The organism is Mucilaginibacter sp. Bleaf8 (genome assembly GCF_018390515.1).
Taxonomy (GTDB): domain Bacteria; phylum Bacteroidota; class Bacteroidia; order Sphingobacteriales; family Sphingobacteriaceae; genus Mucilaginibacter.
The window spans coordinates 299,683-318,168 of record NZ_JAHBBK010000003.1; the positions used below are offsets into that span (position 1 = coordinate 299,683).

The 18,486-nt window shown below is 44.2% G+C and carries 23 protein-coding genes; 1 reads left to right on the top strand and 22 read right to left on the bottom strand.

Annotated features, from left to right (window positions below; translation table 11 throughout):
* Positions 1–37 precede the first annotated feature (37 nt).
* From KHS38_RS14865 to KHS38_RS14935, 15 genes are all read right to left on the bottom strand, one after another.
* Positions 38–703 carry an FAD-binding oxidoreductase gene (locus tag KHS38_RS14865; RefSeq protein WP_158829752.1) on the bottom strand — a complete coding sequence of 222 codons (666 nt, stop codon included), beginning with the start codon at positions 701–703 and terminating at the stop codon, positions 38–40.
* A gap of 38 nt (positions 704–741) precedes the next feature.
* Positions 742–1,029, bottom strand: coding sequence for a hypothetical protein (locus tag KHS38_RS14870; RefSeq protein ID WP_158829750.1), 288 nt, complete (start codon positions 1,027–1,029; stop codon positions 742–744).
* 159 nt (positions 1,030–1,188) lie between these two features.
* On the bottom strand, positions 1,189–1,650 hold the full coding sequence (locus KHS38_RS14875; RefSeq protein WP_078346161.1) for a hypothetical protein: 462 nt from the start codon (positions 1,648–1,650) through the stop codon (positions 1,189–1,191).
* 9 nt (positions 1,651–1,659) lie between these two features.
* On the bottom strand, positions 1,660–2,553 hold the full coding sequence (locus KHS38_RS14880; protein ID WP_158829748.1) for a LysR substrate-binding domain-containing protein: 894 nt from the start codon (positions 2,551–2,553) through the stop codon (positions 1,660–1,662).
* Between the two features lie 15 nt (positions 2,554–2,568).
* Positions 2,569–2,715 (bottom strand): hypothetical protein, encoded by a 147-nt coding sequence (locus KHS38_RS14885; RefSeq protein WP_158829746.1) that lies wholly within the window; start codon positions 2,713–2,715, stop codon positions 2,569–2,571.
* Positions 2,716–2,878: 163 nt separating this feature from the next.
* A complete protein-coding gene (locus tag KHS38_RS14890) occupies positions 2,879–3,622 on the bottom strand; it encodes a substrate-binding domain-containing protein (protein ID WP_158829744.1) in 744 nt (247 codons plus the stop codon).
* An 11-nt stretch (positions 3,623–3,633) separates the two neighbouring features.
* Entirely contained in the window at positions 3,634–5,004 is a 1,371-nt protein-coding gene (locus KHS38_RS14895; protein WP_199269829.1) for a YncE family protein, read from the bottom strand.
* Between the two features lie 11 nt (positions 5,005–5,015).
* A complete protein-coding gene (locus KHS38_RS14900; protein WP_158829742.1) occupies positions 5,016–5,621 on the bottom strand; it encodes a DUF305 domain-containing protein in 606 nt (201 codons plus the stop codon).
* 35 nt (positions 5,622–5,656) lie between these two features.
* Complete coding sequence (locus KHS38_RS14905; RefSeq protein WP_158829740.1) at positions 5,657–6,295, bottom strand: peroxiredoxin; 639 nt, start codon at positions 6,293–6,295, stop codon at positions 5,657–5,659.
* Positions 6,296–6,313: 18 nt separating this feature from the next.
* Positions 6,314–7,234: a molybdate ABC transporter substrate-binding protein gene (locus KHS38_RS14910; RefSeq protein WP_158829738.1), complete on the bottom strand. Its 921-nt coding sequence runs from the start codon at positions 7,232–7,234 to the stop codon at positions 6,314–6,316.
* A 32-nt stretch (positions 7,235–7,266) separates the two neighbouring features.
* Entirely contained in the window at positions 7,267–7,725 is a 459-nt protein-coding gene (locus KHS38_RS14915; RefSeq protein ID WP_158829736.1) for a DsrE family protein, read from the bottom strand.
* Positions 7,726–7,738: 13 nt separating this feature from the next.
* On the bottom strand, positions 7,739–8,845 hold the full coding sequence (locus KHS38_RS14920; RefSeq protein ID WP_158829734.1) for a c-type cytochrome: 1,107 nt from the start codon (positions 8,843–8,845) through the stop codon (positions 7,739–7,741).
* Between the two features lie 94 nt (positions 8,846–8,939).
* Positions 8,940–9,464: an NUDIX domain-containing protein gene (locus tag KHS38_RS14925; protein ID WP_158829732.1), complete on the bottom strand. Its 525-nt coding sequence runs from the start codon at positions 9,462–9,464 to the stop codon at positions 8,940–8,942.
* A 186-nt stretch (positions 9,465–9,650) separates the two neighbouring features.
* Positions 9,651–9,881 (bottom strand): hypothetical protein, encoded by a 231-nt coding sequence (locus tag KHS38_RS14930; protein ID WP_158829730.1) that lies wholly within the window; start codon positions 9,879–9,881, stop codon positions 9,651–9,653.
* 45 nt (positions 9,882–9,926) lie between these two features.
* A complete protein-coding gene (locus KHS38_RS14935) occupies positions 9,927–10,316 on the bottom strand; it encodes a YidH family protein (RefSeq protein WP_158829728.1) in 390 nt (129 codons plus the stop codon).
* Between the two features lie 101 nt (positions 10,317–10,417).
* Between KHS38_RS14935 and KHS38_RS14940 the strand changes: the two genes are divergently transcribed.
* Positions 10,418–11,107: a VIT1/CCC1 transporter family protein gene (locus KHS38_RS14940; protein WP_199269828.1), complete on the top strand. Its 690-nt coding sequence runs from the start codon at positions 10,418–10,420 to the stop codon at positions 11,105–11,107.
* Positions 11,108–11,130: 23 nt separating this feature from the next.
* Here the strand turns inward: KHS38_RS14940 and KHS38_RS14945 are convergent, their stop codons facing one another.
* The 7 genes from KHS38_RS14945 to KHS38_RS14975 are packed head-to-tail and all read right to left on the bottom strand — an operon-like array spanning position 11,131 to position 18,486.
* Positions 11,131–11,466, bottom strand: coding sequence for a YnfA family protein (locus KHS38_RS14945; protein WP_233268931.1), 336 nt, complete (start codon positions 11,464–11,466; stop codon positions 11,131–11,133).
* 23 nt (positions 11,467–11,489) lie between these two features.
* Positions 11,490–12,110 carry a phosphatase PAP2 family protein gene (locus tag KHS38_RS14950; RefSeq protein WP_158829723.1) on the bottom strand — a complete coding sequence of 207 codons (621 nt, stop codon included), beginning with the start codon at positions 12,108–12,110 and terminating at the stop codon, positions 11,490–11,492.
* A gap of 2 nt (positions 12,111–12,112) precedes the next feature.
* Entirely contained in the window at positions 12,113–12,526 is a 414-nt protein-coding gene (locus KHS38_RS14955; RefSeq protein ID WP_158829721.1) for an EamA family transporter, read from the bottom strand.
* Position 12,527: 1 nt separating this feature from the next.
* A complete protein-coding gene (locus KHS38_RS14960; protein ID WP_158829719.1) occupies positions 12,528–13,145 on the bottom strand; it encodes a phosphatase PAP2 family protein in 618 nt (205 codons plus the stop codon).
* An 11-nt stretch (positions 13,146–13,156) separates the two neighbouring features.
* Complete coding sequence (locus KHS38_RS14965; protein ID WP_158829717.1) at positions 13,157–16,276, bottom strand: efflux RND transporter permease subunit; 3,120 nt, start codon at positions 16,274–16,276, stop codon at positions 13,157–13,159.
* 6 nt (positions 16,277–16,282) lie between these two features.
* Complete coding sequence (locus KHS38_RS14970) at positions 16,283–17,197, bottom strand: efflux RND transporter periplasmic adaptor subunit (RefSeq protein ID WP_158829715.1); 915 nt, start codon at positions 17,195–17,197, stop codon at positions 16,283–16,285.
* 5 nt (positions 17,198–17,202) lie between these two features.
* Complete coding sequence (locus KHS38_RS14975; RefSeq protein WP_213489364.1) at positions 17,203–18,486, bottom strand: TolC family protein; 1,284 nt, start codon at positions 18,484–18,486, stop codon at positions 17,203–17,205.

The window sequence follows — 18,486 nt, forward strand, 5'->3', positions numbered from 1 at the left end:
CTTAGAGAGTTGTGTATTACTGTTGAATACACCATGTTTACTTCTCGTAAACCAATCTATCCGGCGATACGCCCATACTTAATAAGATGTCGTTTACATCGTTCACCATTTGCTCCGGCCCGCATATATAAAAATATTGCTTAAGGTCATTGACGTTTTCTTTGAGAAATGCATACCCGATCCTTTCATTCAAATATGGATCTTCTGTTTGCCCGCTAATAAGAAATGTCACTTTGCTGCACAACATATCTTTAAGATCATCCTCAAGAATAATATCACCCTTTGACTTATTCGCAAAGAATAAAGTGTTCCCATTTAGCTGGCCAAATTGATGAAGTTGTTTTAAAATGGCTAAAAAAGGCGTGATCCCTGCGCCACCCGCGATAAAATATCCGGGGCCTTTATATTCAATTGACCCCCACGGGTCATTAATGATCAACTCATCACCTTTTTCCAATTTGTCTAATTGTTCGGTCATACCATGATGATCCGGATAGATCTTGATGGTAAATTCAAGAAAGTTCTCTGAGTTTAAACTTGTAAAGGTAAACGGGCGGAGGACATCTGTCCATTCCGGTCTGTTGATCGAAAGTTCGGTGGCTTGTCCCGGGTTAAACCGATAACCGGCGGGCTTTGTTAGCCTAAACCTTTTAACATCGTGAGTGATCTGTTTAACAGAAATTATTTCAACCGTATGTTTCATGATGTGTTAAACTAAGTGTGATGGAATTTAACTTTAAATTACAATTCAGGCAAATTTGTATGTCTGTATTTACTAAATATTGATTTAATAGGGCATGTCATGGTTAGTGCAGTTACCTCCAAATAAAACAACACCGGAGCGAGAATATATATGGTATGGGTGCCGCAATACCAATCTATGGCGCTGAGTGCTGGCATGGTTACTACCAAAATTCCCCTGATCATAGCTTCCTTACTGGTAAGATTTTGAGGGGCATCTTTGTCGAACCAGCCTTTCTTTGTTTTGACACCGATCACAGGTGTATCTTCTACTGCGGTGTGTTCCACAGCATTTTTAGGGCTGTGATCGAATTTACATTCCTTGCCGTTTTCTTTGAATTTGGGGGTCGATGACCAATTGATACGTTTTCATGATATTTGATTTTGTTATTCAAATATCGATAGCTTTTTGGGCTGATTTTTATCACGAATCCAACTTGACGATAACTAAAAATTATCGAGTATGTGTCTTAACCATGTTGATATATCGTGAATAAAGACTTGCCTGTTCTTTTCACTTCCTGCGGGATATGCGGTGGTCAGAATTTCAGATGGAGAGACACCGGCATCGATAGCTGCTTTCCTGACATTGGGAGCAATTCGCTTCATTAAAATGATAACGTGTTTAGGTTGAATCAAACGCATACGATCTGCTAACTGTTCGGCAGCATAAGGCGTTAAGTTAACTGATGTTTCTTTACCCAGAGGATATAGATGATCCAGGACGCTGCCGGACTTGTTAAAAAAATCAAGAAAATCGTCAGCAGAACTAAATTTACCAAAAGCCTGTTCAAAGGCCGCGCGCATTGCCCGGAATAAATTGGTGTTTTTTAAATAAAAATGGTTGTTGGTAGAGCCAGGTGCTTCGGCAATAAACATGATAATGACTTTTTTCTTCTTTTCAGTCATATCAGATGCTTATAGGCTCTTATAGCTTTTAGCGAATCGCATAAATATTTCTGCTAATGATGAAGGTTGACCGTGTGGCAGGATAAAATAAAATGGCCGCTCAATAGTCAGGTCTTTAATGTCGATGATCCGGCATTCGTTATACTTCAACTCTTTCAAGATCGACTGCACCGATACAAATGCAAAACATTTGCTGTGTAGCAAATAAGACTTTATACTTTCCGTGCCGCCTAACTGCATTTCTATCTTCAGATCTGATAATTTGATATTGAAAGGCTTTAAAGCGTGAGCAATAACGTCTAACGTTCCCGAACCGGGTTCACGGAGCAATAAAGGCAGTTCTATTAATTCCTCCGGTTTAATGCTGTCTTTTTTAAAAGTATTCGAGGCACTACAGATCAGCACCAGTTCATCACTCAAAAATTCTTGGTAGCTCAACTGCGGATTACGGAGGATGCCCTCTACAATGCCGAGGTCAATCTCTTTATTCAGTAAGGCCTGCTCAACCTGCTCCGTATTACCTGGCACCAGGTTCACTTGTACATCTTTAAACTTTTCGTGGAACCGGGCTAATACCGGGGGAATCACGTACTGCGCAACAGTATTACTGCCACCGATACGCAACGTACCCGAATGTTTTTTGATCAGTAGGTTCATATCAAAGTCCAGCTCGTTGTAAACAGCGGCCAGTCTATCCGCATAAGCCAGCAACATTTCGCCAGCAGGTGTGAGCGATATTTTTTTATTCCCGCTACGCTCTATCAGCGTGGTTTTAAACTGTTCTTCCAGCTCTTTAATATGCTTGGTCACAGCAGGCTGGCTAATAAAAAGTTCCGTGGACGCCTTGGTAAAGTTCAGCCGCTTGGCCACTGTATGAAAAACCTGTAAGCGGAAATCGAACATATTGATAAAGGGTTATTAACTAAGTCGGTAAAATAACAACAAAAATGGGAAAGTAGCTGCTGCCAAGGCGATGACTGATACAGCTATATTTATAACCTTGTTGCCAATTATTATTGCTTGGTCATCAAATTCATAATGGACGTAACGTTGAATAGTTTTCATGATCTTCTTTATTTATGTCTCAAAGATCAATCATAAAACTAAGTCATTTTCATTGTTAAAACAGATGGTTGATAGTCTAAAGTTATGAAAAACAGCTCAAACATGTAAAGCAAAAGCAGACTGATTCTGTCGATCTGTTTTTGCTATAGTTTAACAGTGAACTTTATTCCCATCCCCACTTTTTAAATAACGCATGGCCATCGATACTTTGTAAGAATTGAATGAATTGTTTGGCTTGCGCTGCGTGTTTGGTATTGGATGTCAGCGCTACCGGCGTACCACGAAATAGCCGTGATGCCAAAGGCAGTTCTACAACCTGTGTAACATCTTTCAGATTCTCATGCCATGAGGCATAGGTGATCCAAGCATCGTAACTTTGATCTTTCTTCCAAGCCTCAATACCCAACGCAGTATTGGCAAAAGATCCGCCAATGTTTCGCTGTATCCCACCGATCAGGTTTTCCTTACCCGCAATATCTTCCCATAAACCCAACTGTCCTGCGCCATTTACGTCAAGTATTTTAATGCCAGGTTTGGCAAGGTCTTTTAAACCGATAATATGTTTGGGATTACCCGGCCTTACTAAAATAGCTGCACGTCTTTTATAAAGTTCTACACGTGTTGCAGCATCAACCATTCCCGGATGGGTTTGCATGAACTGCGTAAGCATATATTCCGCCCCGCCGTAGATCACATCGGCATTAGCCTGCGCTTGCGAAAGCCACTTAGACTCGGGGCCACCGGTCACTTTTACCGGAATTCCTGTTTTAGCGCTGAATGCTTTAGCGCAATCCTGCATGGCTGATAAAGGGCCACCTGGGCCGTAAATATGTAAAGTGTCTTTTTGAGCATATAAGTTGCCGCAAATGGCGGCAACCAATGCCAAACTTATCATGATCTTTTTCATCGTTATTTAATTTATTGACCGGTCATGACCGTAACCTTATTAGTTTCTTTGATCAATATCACCATTTTGTAATCCGCCATAGGTTTGGCTACACTTTTAACAATGCCCGTTGACTGTCCGCTAAAAGTCCCTTTATCATCTGTTTTAAATGAATTGATGACGTAATCTGCGTTGTAAGGCTGTTGGGTAGAATTGGTCAGGGCTAAAATGTAAGCGGTGTTCGGTTCCAGTTTTTTGAAATCCTGCTGTACTAGATCAGTTAGACCCACGCTTCTTACATTCAACATGCCGGTAGGCATCATTACGCCGGTGCTTTTTAGCTTGATCACCTGGCTTTTATTGGCTGCGTTCAAGGGCGACAATCCCGTGGTGACCGGTGTTACCGGACCGGCGTTAACGGCATAAAGTAAAGCTTGCGGGCACTGGCCAATAGGGATCGTTTTTACAATAGCCATTTTTAGAAGGTCCACTACCTGCACCTGATCATCATTCTCCAGGCCGACATAAGCAAATTTCCCATCGCCGGAAGGCCAAACGCCATGTGGCAATGAACCGGTAGCTATGCTATCTACCAGTATGAAGCCCTGGTTAATATTAAAAATTTTCAGGGTGTTTTCGCCACCAACGGTCACAAGCATTAAGGGCACCTTATTGGTGACAGTAAACGTAACGTGATTGGTAATAGGCCCGGTATTGAATACCTTTTCAATTTTGTTAGTGGCTGTGTTGATCAATGTTACCTTGCCGATATCTTTATGTGTCAAGGCGATCCATTTACCATCGGGGCTGCAAAATATATTCGGCGAGAAAGGGCTAACCACCGGAATACTTTTCACTACCTGATAGGTAGCTGTATTAACAATATCCAGTCGGGGGGTGAAACTTGAACAAACGTAGGCCCATTTGCCATTTGGCGTAAAAGAAACCATGCCAGGGCCGTCCGCCACCTTCACCTGTTTAATTTCCTTCATCGTTGCCGCGTCGATCACACTGATATATGCTTCACCTCTTACCGAGATCCAGGCTTGCGAGCCAGATGGGTTAAATGTAGCCTCATGCGGAGACCGACCTACATAGATCGTCTTAAGCACCTTGTTAGTGGGGGTAGATATAAAAGTAACCGAATTTGAGCCAATTGCTACGGCCGCCAGTAATTGTCTTTTAGGCGTATAACCTAATCCATGTACCAATGCCTGCCCCTTGTAAAGCGGGCTTAATATCTCAGGCTGTGGCTTTCCCAATACGATATCGCCCAGAAAAGTTTGCGTTTTAGGATCTATCACTGACACAGTATTGGATATTTGGTTACCCGTGTAGACGCGGTCCTGTGCGCTTAATTTGGTCAGCGGCAATACCAGGAATAGGAACATTAATTTTTTCATAGGTGTTTGTTTTACGGGATATGACTGAATTTCTTCATTTGATCAATTTCAATCTGCTCATCCGAGATCATACTTTCGGCAAGGCGCTTTATATTTTTGTTGGTGCCGTATTGCAGTGCCACTTTAGCCATGTCAATAGCGGCTTGGTGGTGAGGGATCATTACCCGGGCAAAAGCATTGTCATCATTGCTTAGCACTTTTTCCTTTGGCATCTGCTGCATCATTACCATCATCATTTTTTGGTTGGCCTGTTGATGGGCTGTGCCCGAGCTGACGAATGTTTTAGCACTACGCAGCAATAATTCCATTTGCTGTATCTGCACCAATTGTTCAGCCCTGATACTTTTGGCCAACTGGACCATCTCCCGGTTTTTACCGTGCTCTATTTCATAGTTCGCCATATCGACTGCGCCCTGATGGTGCGGGATCATCATTGTCAGGAAATCTTTATCCGATGAGTGGGTCGGTGCTGACTTATCCATACTCACCATCATTTGATCCATCATTTGCAAATAAACATTTTTTGAGGCAGGCATTGGCATAGACATATCGTGGTGTTGCGCTTTGGCTGCATCCAAAATTGACATCAACAAAATAAAAAAGCTGAGTTTTAGCATAATATAAAACGAATACTTATAAACATTGAACCAGTCTATTGTTTTGTTGGGTCTGGCGTATAACGTAAATAAGGTTTCACAGTGCGATGTCCTTGAGGGAATTTTGATTCAATGTCTTCCGTCTTAATACCCAGGCCAATAATCACATCCTCGCCTGCTTCCCAGTTTGCGGGAGTAGCCACGCTAAATTCATCCGTCAACTGAAGCGAATCTATCACCCTTAATACCTCGTTAAAGTTGCGGCCGGTTGATGCCGGGTAGGTAATCATTAATTTGATCTTCTTATCAGGCCCGATAATAAAAAGTGAGCGGACGGTAGCTGTCGCTGATGCATTCGGGTGGATCATGTCGTATAATTCCGAAACTTTTCGATCGTCGTCGGCGATCAGCGGGAAGTCAACGTTACAGTTTTGTGTTTCATTGATATCGCTTATCCATGATAAGTGCTTATCAAGCGGATCAATGCTTAAAGCCAGCGCCTTAACATTTCTTTTATCAAACTCGCTTTTTAATAAAGCCGTTCTTCCGAGTTCGGTTGTGCAAACAGGTGTATAATCTGCCGGGTGAGAGAATAATACTCCCCAGCTGTCGCCAAGGTATTCGTAAAATTCGATCTCGCCGATGGTTGTTTGTGCGGTAAAGTTGGGAGCTAAATCCCCTAAGTGCAGTGACATATCTTTAATTATTAGTCGTTATTTTGTTATGAACCCGTATTTTTTATAGATGGCTTTTGCGGTCGGGCTCACCAAAAAATCCATAAAATCCTGCGCAGCCTGTGCGTGTGGTGCTGTTTTTAATTGCCCGGCCACATAAGTCGCGCTAATATTTTCACCTTCCGGTATTTCTACCATATCGGTAGGGTGGCCGATCATTTTTTGATAATAGGCTTCGGTAAACCATACCGGTGCAGCATCACTTTGTTGATACATAATGCGCATTGGTGTTTGGCGATGGTGTATCTGGGTCAGAAAGGTTTTACCGTTTTTAACCTTGGTATCCATGATCGTATTTTTTAAGGTTTCACCACCCACTTTTACATAAGCTTCCTCTATACGCTTACCGATCCCTTCCCATTCCGGATTGGGCATGCTTACACGCACATCATTACGCCCCAGGTCTTTCAAACCCTTCACTTTTTTAGGATTGCCCTTTTGCACCATAATAGCTAAGCGGTTGTAAGCATAGGGTGCGGTCTTGCTGAAATATTCCGGCATCTGATCGATACGGCTTTTTCCTGCGGTGTAAACATCAGGCTTAAGCGTAATACGCATATTTCCGATAACGATACTACCCCCCATGATCTGTTTAGCCAATATGCCCGGTGGCAGGGTTTCGGCAAATACACGTTGGTATTGCGGGTATTGTTTTTTAAAGGCGGACATCAGGTCATCGATACACATGAACTGGTTCCCAGCAAAGAAGACCACCAGTTGCGGATCGTTAATGTCGCCGAACAGGTCGGGTACATTGTCAACTCCCGGAACTGTAAATTGCACCTTGCTTTCAGGCGGGGTATTCCAGGGTGGATCGAACCGATGATCCTGTGCTTTTGCCTGGCTTCCCAAAGCTATTATTGCTGTTATTGCAAATGTTATTTTCTGAAGATATTTCATGATGTTTTATATAAATTGAATGAGGGTACTGGTTAAGGATGCACGGTGGCCCAGCCTTCGTACTGGCGGATGATGATCTCACCGTTGCCGCTCGGCACATAAGAGATAAATGGGAACAGGTCAGCTTTATCGATCTTCCTTTCCTTAATGGTATTATCACATTGTGCCAATACCACTCCTTTTGCCTGGAGGTCCTTTAAACTTTGCTCATAAGCACTACTTTTCATGTAAACAGCTACACCGTCACCAAAAGCGATCAGCTCAACATGGAGTTTGCCCTTCAGCCTTGGATCTTCCAGCGCATTATTGATGTTTCTTAATGTCCCCTTGATCTTTTTGTCATCGCCGGAATTGATGATATAAAGCGCATTGTAATGCTTGAGCTTTGCAGTTGCGCCGGTGAAGACGGCGGGATCGGTTTGTTGTGCTTTGACATTTTTTGCAAAAGCGGTGAGCGCAAAGGCTGCTAAAATGATGATGTACTTTTTCATGTTTTCTATTTGTTTATGATTTTTTACTGGTTAATTCTTTTTGAGCGTCTTTAATGGGTTTGAACGGCCCGTATTTATGCTGTTTCTCGCTAAACTGGTCGGCATAAGGCCCGAACGGAAAATCTATCGGTTTCTTCTTCAGGTCTTTCCAGTCATTACGTTGATCCTTATGAGGGCGCGGCTGGGAGTTAACGAAGGCACCAACGTTCCATGCTTCTTCATCTGTTAATTGCGGACTATGATATGAAGCGCCATACGGCATATTATTTTTTACAAAACCTGCAAAATTGGTCAGCCTGTACATACCTGCGCCATCGTTATAGCTGTGCTTCCCCCATAATGGCGGGTTGGCGTAAGTTTTTTTATCAGCATTCAGCAGGCCCTCGCCATTAGCACCATGGCAACTTTGGCATTTCATCATAAACACTTCCTTACCCTTGGCCGGGTCTGCTGCCTGATCCATGAATGCCAGCTTTTCTGTTGCATTTCCGAATAGTTTCTGACCTTTCTTTACGTCCTTACCGACCCACTTCATATAAGCCAGCATGGCCTGAATCTCTTTACTGGAAGGGTTAGGCACTTTACCGGCCAAACTACGCTCGAAGCATTCAGCGATGCGTTCTTCGGGCTGCTCCACCCGGCCGCTCCTGTTGCTCAGTTTTGGGTAACTGGCAATAAAGCTGGCATAATTATTACCGAAAAGGCGTGACCCGGCATCAAGGTGGCAGTTCTGACAATTCATCCCGTTCGTGATCTTCGCGATGCTGCCTTGAGGGCCAAAATAACTGGCGGTATGTGCGACCAGCTCCCTGCCATATTTGATCATCTCGCCATCTTTACCTGCCGGGATAGTATTTTCATCAGGGGCTTTCCATGCATCAGCCGGAATAGGGCGTGGTGTAGTGCCGGCAGAGGCTTCAGTAGATGGAATGGTAGCAGGCTGATCGGATCTGCCATTTACCTGTTGGGAATCCTTACCAGGTTTATGGTCAATCGGTACGATCAATGTCACGATCACTACTATTATACAAACCGCAAACAAAACACTTACGGTTATTAAGGCTTTTGATACCTTGACCAAAGCTTTGGTCACTTCTCTATTTTCGTCTTCCTGTTTCATTTTGCTTATTGGTTGATACATCAAAAGTACAAGCGCAAAAGGCTGAAATTATATCACAAAATATGATGATTGATAATCTGTGGTTATTGATCATTTATTGATGATCATTTTTTGGCTGGTAAAATTCATCTTCTTCCATCAGGGAATGTAGAGTTCTTTTCCAAACAGAATATAGCTCGCCGCCGGAAGCGCTGAGGATTGCCTTACCTAAATTGCTTTTCACAAAAGATGCGGCCTCATCTAAGGCTACCCATTGGTATTCATCAGCCTCCTCATCAGGAAAGCAAATTTGTTTGACCTGGTCGGAGGTTATAGGTTTGGCTTTGAATATCAGGTGTATGCTATCACCATAAATAACCCTTTCACCCATTACCGGTTCCGAATAATATACATGGAACAGGCATTCTATATTTGGCGTGATACCAGTTTCCTCCTGACATTCACGGATAGCACCTGCCATTGGGTTTTCTCCAGATTCCACGATGCCTCCGGGTAATGTCCATCGTTGAGTCGATCTTTTCCTGATAATCAAATAGAGATCGTTGTACGGAATCAATACACAGGCGGCTATTGTTTTTCGCGGAAGTCCTTTGTAATATTCTTCAGGGGCTATAATCATACGATAAGATCTTAAAAGTTTCTACATGCAGGTCTTCGGATCCAACGCTACTTTTTTTACTAATGCATACCTGATGTGATTCGGCACGAGATACATATGCGTTAATTAAGCTGTCGACAACAGACGCTTGTACCACATTACAGGTATAAAATTGAAGTCAATGATTCGATGTTAGGTAGACCACGGTCAGGAGTTTTTACGATAGTGGTCTTCAATAGCCTGCCCAATAATATTGGCAGATTCTTGCGAAATATCGCCGTTAACAATGCTCCATGAGTTATCCCCATTATTGATCAGGGTGATCGTTCCGTTACCTGTCTCAACTACAAATGTTTCGTCCAGGTGTGTTACGTTATAATGCAGTTCGGATCCGCCTGCCAATGTAGCTGTTATAACAATTTGTGATTCTACTCCCATGTTTTATTAACCTTAAACCATTGTAATTGTTCAGACGAAAGGTTTTCAGAGATTCGGTAACAGATACCAAAGCAGCAGCGCGCTGACGAGCACTATCCCAACAGTCAGCAAAAGCGATAGGGCGAATGAAGGAAAATAGGCGTTTCTAAGCAATTGTTTTTCAATACGTCGATACCTCAAATAACTTAATAAAGCCATCAGGGCACCGATAGCGACGAGTATGATCCCGATGGTTGCGGAAAAGCCTTTGCCGGGCAGTACGACCTTATCAGTAATAACGAGGGATAATTGCTTGACGAACAAACTGAATTTCACCACCACAAAGCCAAAACCCATTAATGCTATGCTGGTTCTTATCCAAGCCAAAAATGTGCGTTCATTGGCCAGATGGTCACCGGGATTGATGGTTTTGTTAGATTTATCATTGATTGCCATCCATTGACAACTAAAGTAAGTGCTTTTTGTTCAGAATATTAAGACCAATCATAAATTAAAATGATTATTAGTGTTTTATACCGTAGTAGGTATTTTTGAAAATGCATCGCGAACATCACGTCAACAGCTCGGAAACTATTAGGGACATTGTAATTGGCATGTCTGACGGATTGACTGTACCCTTTGCTTTGGCGGCAGGTTTAAGCGGTGCCGTAAATGCTTCCGGGATCGTCGTTACCGCAGGTATGGCCGAAATCGTGGCAGGTTCAATTGCGATGGGCCTCGGCGGCTTTTTAGCCGGGAAGACGGATGCCGATCATTATCGCTCAGAACTTAAACGGGAATATGATGAAGTAGAACGCTTACCTGAACAGGAAAAAGAGGAAGTTAAGCAGGTATTTGCCGGATTTGGCCTGTCAAATGATCTACAGCTGCAGATCGCGAATGAAATGTCGAAAGACAAGGATAAGTGGGTAGAATTTATGATGCGCTACGAACTTGGTTTAGAAAGGCCTGATCCCAAGCGGGCTAAGAAGAGTGCATTGACTATAGGGGCTTCGTACATCGTCGGCGGTATTATACCGCTGTCACCTTATGTCTTTATCAGTGACGCTACCCAAGCTTTAAGCGGATCATGCATAATAACGCTGATCGCTTTATTTATTTTCGGTTATTTCAAGAGCAAACTTACAGGGCAGCCACCTGTTAGCGGCGCGATCAAAGTGGTTGTGATAGGCGCTTTAGCTGCCGGAGCTGCGTTTTTATTAGCAAGGGCTATTAATCAACATTAAAGATCGTAAAGATCATAACCCATTTATTGGTTTCTAGGCATATAAATAATTATGCAAGCACCGATCACAGCGATCAGGGAACCAATGACGTCCCAGCGGTCAGGCTTAAAACCATCTACTTTCCAGGCCCAAATGAGTGCCATTAATATAAAAATACCTCCATATGCGGCATAAGCCCGACCAAAGCTTACTGTTTGCCAGGTCGCGACAACGCCATACATGGCCAGGATAAATGCGCCTATCATGCCATACCAAACTGGTTTTCCCTCTCTTAGCCATTGCCAAACGAGATAACCACCACCGATCTCGAACAGCCCGGCAAGTACAAATACAGATACGGATCTAAGCACATTCATCATCGTTAAAGGTAACTATTATATTATTACAGCAATACTTGGTGCTTTTTTGCAACCGAATTGACCAATTGAAATGCCAATAAACTCATCGCGCTACTTATGCCTATGCCACCAAACACATCGGAAAGATAATGTGCACCTAAATAGATTCTGCTAAACCCAACAAATACGGCCCAAATGTAAAATATCAAAATTGTTTTTCTACAGCCTGGAAAGGTCAAGGATAAAACGGTTGCCAGGAAAAAAGCATCGCAGGTATGTCCCGATGGGTAAGACCATCCGCCAGCCGGGCCTAATACATGAACATTCATCAGGACGTGGAAAGGTCTTTGTCTTTGAACAATAAATTTCAATACGGTAGCTGCTGTGGCAGAGAAGACAGCGGCAGTCACTATCACCAAACACCTATATTTCAACGCCTTCTCTGTAGTGAACAGGGAAACGATAAGTGCGATAAAACATATTCCATAGGCAATTATACCGGCTGCATTGGTAACAGTTAGCCAAAATAAGTCCCTCGTCGGGTTATGAAGGTGATTTAAAAATAAAACGATCGTTTTATCCTCATTGTAAAATAGGGTGGCAAGCACTATTGATGAGCTTACGCAGAACAGGCATAACAATCCGGCATTTTTACGAGAGATCATAACTAAAATATCATTACGAAAGTTCCGCAAATAATAAGAGCCGCGCCGAGGGCGGCTTTAAGGGATACGGTTTCTTTAAGAAAGATGACCGAGAGGATAATAGTAAGCGCCACGCTCAACTTATCTACAGGAGCAACCTGAGAAACCGTTCCCATCTGCAATGCTTTGTAGTAAAAGATCCATGACAGGCCAGTTGCCAAACCTGACAGCCCGAGGAATATCCAGGTGTTTCTGGATAACTCTGCCATACCTTTAACTTCGCCGCGCGCCAATGCTATCCCCCAGGCTACAAAAAGTATCACTATCGTACGGATAGCGGTCGCAAGGTCCGAATTAACATTCTTTACGCCGATCTTGGCAAAGATGGCAGTGAGGGAAGCAAAGAATGCTGATAATAAAGCGTATATCCACCACATTTTAATTGATCTTTTTATGTTTACTTAACCATTTATTAGCCTTATAGGTAATGTATGCTGAGGCCGATCCCAATAAAGCACCGCCCAGCACATCACTGGGATAATGAACGCCGAGATACATACGCGAATAGCCCACCGCTGCTGCATAACCATAGGCAGGGACAATTACATACCATTTAGGAAAAGACAGGCTCAATGTCGTAGCCGTAGAAAAGGCAACTGTGGTATGGCCAGACGGCATGCTATAATCCGACGGGAACTGTTTGGCAAAAATCACGTCGCTGTGGTTAACAAATGGCCGGTCACGATGTATTACAGCCTTGAGCGTAGTGCTCAATATCGCCGAACCGGCCAGGGCTCCCAGCGCTACGTAAGATTGCTCTTTCAGATTTTTATCATGACCGATCTGCCCCGCGACAAACAGAGTTACAGGGGTAGCAATTGCGATGGGTAGCGCACTATTGGTTACTGCGCGCCACGTGGCGTCTGGTCCTGGGTTTACCGGGCCATTAATGCTTTCCAGTAAACGAAGGTCAAGACTTTGCGCACGGGCACAACTTACCGATAGTAATAACAAAAGAGAAAGCCATATCCTATTTAAAAACAGTATTTTTATCATGTCGGGTGATTTTAAATTTTATTGGTTTTTAGATGCTTTCGGTAGCCAAGCCTGATCAGGGAAGGAAATACAAAAAGCAATAAAGGCAGCGCTGCTAAAAAACCACCAATAACGGCAACTGCTAACGGCTGCTGCATCTGAGCACCTAAGCCAATACCCAGGGCCAACGGCATCAACGCCAGAATGGCACCGATGGCAGTCATTAACTTAGGGCGGATACGCAAGCTTATCGCGTAATTGATGGACGTATCTACGTCGCCAGAATCTGACAGGTTGAACCGGAATTGGTTAAGCGTAAAAATGGCGTTCTCGGCGATAATACCGACGATCATGATTATCCCAGTATAGCTGCTTACATTTAACGGAATATTGACCAGGTAGAGGGCCAAAATGCTGCCGCATATTCCAAGAACCGAGATCAGGATGACAAGACCGGCCAGGAACCAATCTCTGAATAGAAATAGTAATACCGCAAACACCAATACCACGGCAAGTCCAAGGATCAGCAGTAGTTCATTGAAAGATCGCTGCTGTTCCGAATATGCGCCGCCGTAGCTGATAAAATAACCTTTAGGCAAATTCAATCCGGCTGAGAGTTTTTGTTGTATCTCTTTGATCGCACTGCCAAGATCGCGGCCGTCCAACCGGGCTGTTAAAATAATGTTGGATTTAAGATCTTCGCGCGTTTGCTGCACCTCGCCGGGCAAGACATTGACCGTGCAGAAAAAAGACAATGGCCGTGTTTGTCCGTTTGGCAAAAAGATAAGCTGCTTTTTGAGGTGTTCAAGGTCATTGTCCTTAAAATTGGTAAAGCGCAGTAATATCTTGCGCATCTGCTGCCCGTCCTGCAAATCGCCGATCTGTATACCCCCTGTCAGCGCAGCCTGTGAGGCCGAGGGCTCCGCAATGGCAGCGTTCATGCCCAACGGTACGCCCCCGGTATATGCCGATAATTGCATCTGGAAATCGGTCAGGGAAATTTTGAACAGGTCCAGTTTGTCCTGATCAGGAACGAATTCCAGCGAGGGGCCGGCAGGGATCAAGCCATCGTCAAGGTCGGCCACACCGCTGATCTTTTGCAAAATACCAGTCGCTCGTTTATCCAGTTCCTGAAGTTTGGTATAGTCATCACCGAATATCTTGATCTCGATCGGTGCAGGTGTGCTCATCAGGTCGCCAAGCAGGTCGGAAATACGCTGGCCGAAAGAGATGTGCATCAGCGGCACATGTGCAGCTATTTTATCCCGGAGCTCGCTGATCACTTCGTCTGTAGTTTTATTTCTATCTTTTTTAAGCTGAATAGAATAGTCGCCAAAGTTAGGCTGCGTAGTTTTAAAGGCCATCTTAACACCTGTACGACGGGAATAGGTTTCCACTTCGGGCTGTGCCGTAACGATCTTTTCCATCTGCCGGCATAGCCGGTCTGTTTCTTCTAATGAAGTGCCTGCGGGCGAAAAATAGTCCAGTACGATAGTTCCTTCATCCAGGTTCGGTAAAAAACCAGTTTCCAGTTTAGCGGATGCGATGTAGGCAGACAGGCCCAGTAACGCAATAAACAACAGCGCAAATACTGGTTTTTTAAAGGTGCGTGTTAGCCAGGAAAGCTTATCGTTCGTGAAGTCGTTATGTTGATGTTCACTGCCTTTATGCGGCCGGTAACCTACCACCAGGTGCAAGACCGGCAGAAGAAGCCAGGTAACCAGGAACGAGCATACCAAAGTGATCTGCATGGTATCAGATAGTTCTTTAAAAAAGCTACCTGCCAGTCCGCTCATCAGCCTGAACGGGAAGAAGATGACGATGGTTGCAAGTGAGGAACCGATCATAGCGGGGAACAAGGCCTTGATCGCATCTATCACCACATCAAAAATATTTTTTTCGGGATATTCTTCATGTTCCCGATGTATCTGTTCAATGATGACGATGGCATCATCGATGATCAGTCCCACCGAGGCAGCGATAGCTCCAAGCGACATAATGTTAATGGTGATACCGGCCAGGTAAAGTACCGTGATGGTAAAGCCCAGCGTAACAGGTATGGATAGCATCACCGCCAAACTTGACCTCCAGGATCTCAAAAAGAAGATCATGACGATAACGGCAAGGATCAATCCTTCGTAGATCGTTTTGATCACGCTGTGAATACTATCGCCTACAAAAGCGCTTTGGTCGTAATATGGCGTAAGTTCATAATCGTCGGGTAAAGCTTTACGTACTTCGTCGGCTTTTGCAGCCGCATCTTTTGCAAAGTCAATAAGGTTTACTCCGGGCTGCTTAACCAAGTCTATCTGAATGGCGTTCTTTCCGTTAGCGTTGACAATAACAAATTCCTGTTGCTCCTGCACATCTACAGTGGCAAAATCGCGAAGTTTGATCAGTCTTGCGCCATCATTACGAATGGTCAGGTTAGAAAGGCCGTCTACATCCATTACACGAGTATCCGTGAGGGTTAGGTACATCCGGTTAAAATCAGCCAGGTTACCATTGGAAAGGACGTAGTTATTGTTGGCAAATGCTGTTTTAACTTCAGATGGTGTGACACCCAATGCAGACATTTTAACGGCATCGGGTATGATGACGAACTCTTTGGAACGTCCGCCTCTTGTCACCACATTAGCGATGCCTTTGATCCTTGAAAATATGGGCCGCAATGTAAGGTAGGCCTGGTCTTTTAAAGCGACTTGCCCATGGGATTTGCTGGATAGCGTATAGCCATATACGGGGAAAAGCGATTGGTTCATCGCTTCGATGGACATGTTGATGCCAGGCGGCAAAAAGTTTTTGATCTCATTCACCCGGCTCTCCATCTGTGTTTTTTGTGCGTAAGTATCCAGGCCCCAGTCAAAATAAACATCTATGGTTACGCTGCCCCGGCTGGTACTGCTTTTTACAATAGTTACACCCCGAACTTTTTTAACCGCGCTCTCTAAGGGTTTGGTCACCGTCAGCATCATCCGGTCAATGGGTAATTGACCTGCCTCGGCAATGATGGACACACGCGGGAACAGCACCTCGGGAAAGAGGTTGGTTTGCATATGCGTATAGCAATAGATGCCCGCAGCCAATAATATGGCACCCACGAATAAGATAGGGCGGGAAAACTGCCGGAAATAATTTTTCTTTTCTGTCATGTCCGGTTATTTAGTAACAGTTACCAAGGCAGTGTCGGCTAAACCATAATTACCAGTGATCAGGATCTTATCACCTTTTTGAAATGTGGGAGAAAGGATCTCAATAGACGCATTATTCTTACTGCCGGTCTTTATCGGGACTTTTACTGCTGTGCTGTCATTAACCAATTTCATTACCCAAAAATTTTTCAGTAGCTCGTCGCTAACCACGCATGACTTGGGAAGTATTTGCTGGTTTCCCGGTGCAGAGCGATCAAAGGAAACCTTCGCCAGCAAATTTTCGGGCAAGAATAGATCCTGATCGGGCCGGGCAAGCAAAACTTGTGTTTGTTCGGTCGCGTTCATGGTAGCCAGTGGCGTGGTAATGGTAGCTTTATATACCGTGTTATCGGGAAGGGTGATCAAACATTTCTTGCCCGGTTTAACCAGATTTGCATATTCATAAGGGACGTTGACCTGGAAAGCCAGATCATTACTGGCGGCGATCGTGCAAAGCTGGGTACCCTCCAGTACGTACTCCCCGGTTTGCTGCTTATCAAATGTGGTAATGATACCCGAAGCCGGCGCAGTGACGGTGATCAGTCCGAAGTTTTTTAGTGATGGGTCTACTTTTTTAATATCCGAACCCAATGCTTTACGCTCCTTAGATTCCAATAAATAAAGCGGCTGCCCTTTCCGCACATGATCGCCTAACTTAACATAGACACTGGTAATAAATGCTGCGATGGAGGAGGTAACCATGTTTCTTTTAAGGTAAACCGAAGTGCCGGAAAGCACCAGGTCATCACTGATGGTACCAACCCCGATCCGGGTTATCTGAACAGCGGTTTTTGGCCTGGCTTCGTTAGCCGGAGCAGTGTTATTGCTGTGGCAGGCGGCGAGTGCCAGCAAAAGGCTTAAAAGAATGATGTAATTTTTCATAAGCATTACCAATTCCAGTAATTATAGGCGTTGATCAATAAGTTTCGGTTGGTTTCCAGTTGCAGCAGGTCACGCTGTGCTGTTGTGCGGTTCTTCAGAACATTAATAAAATCGATCACCGACAGCTGGGCCTGGATGATCTGTGTGCGGTAGCTACTTAGAAGAGACTCGTAATCGCTCAGCTGTTTTTGCTGGTTTTTTACCCTGCCATCGTAGGACATCAGTTCATCCAGCGCCTGCTTTTTACGAAGATCATTTTGCAGTTGCGCGGTACTTTTATTAAAAGCGACGGATCGCAGCTGTAGCGTCGTTTTACGACGGCTGATCTCTTTCTGATGTCCATCCAGGATGCTCCATGTCAGGCTTAAACCTGCGGCCAGCCCGAAACGATCATAAACATTATTGAAATGTGTGGCATTAAGCCCCGTATTGCCAAAAACACTTATTTGCGGCCGGTATTTGGTTTCAAAAGCATTTTGGGTCGCAACCAGACCAAGGCTATCCAGCCTGAATTTTTCCAGGTATGCGGATCGGTCAACCGGTGTTTTTAATTTTAGTTCCAACGCGGCCAATTCCACCTCCGTTGTATCACGGCTGCCGCTCATGATCCTCAATTCCAGCAGGTTCTTGTGATAAGCTGCCTGATAGGTCAGTAAAATATTCTGGTTGTTTTCGTATTCGATATTTAATAAGATCAGGTCGGAGTTTTTAAGCAAACTGGCATTCACAAGTTTTTTGACGATCAGCCGCTGCTGGTCTATGATCTTCATATTGGCGGTGGAATTACTTACCTGCTTTTTATCGAGCAGGCATAAAATGTATTGATCAGTAATGGCCTTTTCCAGATCGTGCCTGGTTAACTTTACAGTGTTTTGATCGATCTGTGCGTTAACCAGCGACTGCGCTGCCAAAATATCGGCCCGCCGGCCTGCAAACAAAGGTTGGTTCGCCACCAGTAATCCTTGTAAGCTTCCGCCATTGGTTGTACCAAGGTCGTATCCGTAATAATTGGTAGCGCCGCTGGAATTAATATCAAAGCCCTTGTGTCCGGCATCGGTAACATATACCGGGGCGAAGAGATAATTAGCATTAAGGCTCAGTTGTAATTTGGTGGTTAATGCGCGTATCCGTTCTGCTTCTGCCTGATTGACCACTTGCTGATTCCTGGCATTATTGAGCAGTGGGCTATTGGTATAACTCAGCTCAAGGAAATCATCCAACTTTGACTGCGCCTTTAGTGATCCTGAGAAAAGGCACATTAGTATAAAAAAGATGAATAGGTATCTCAT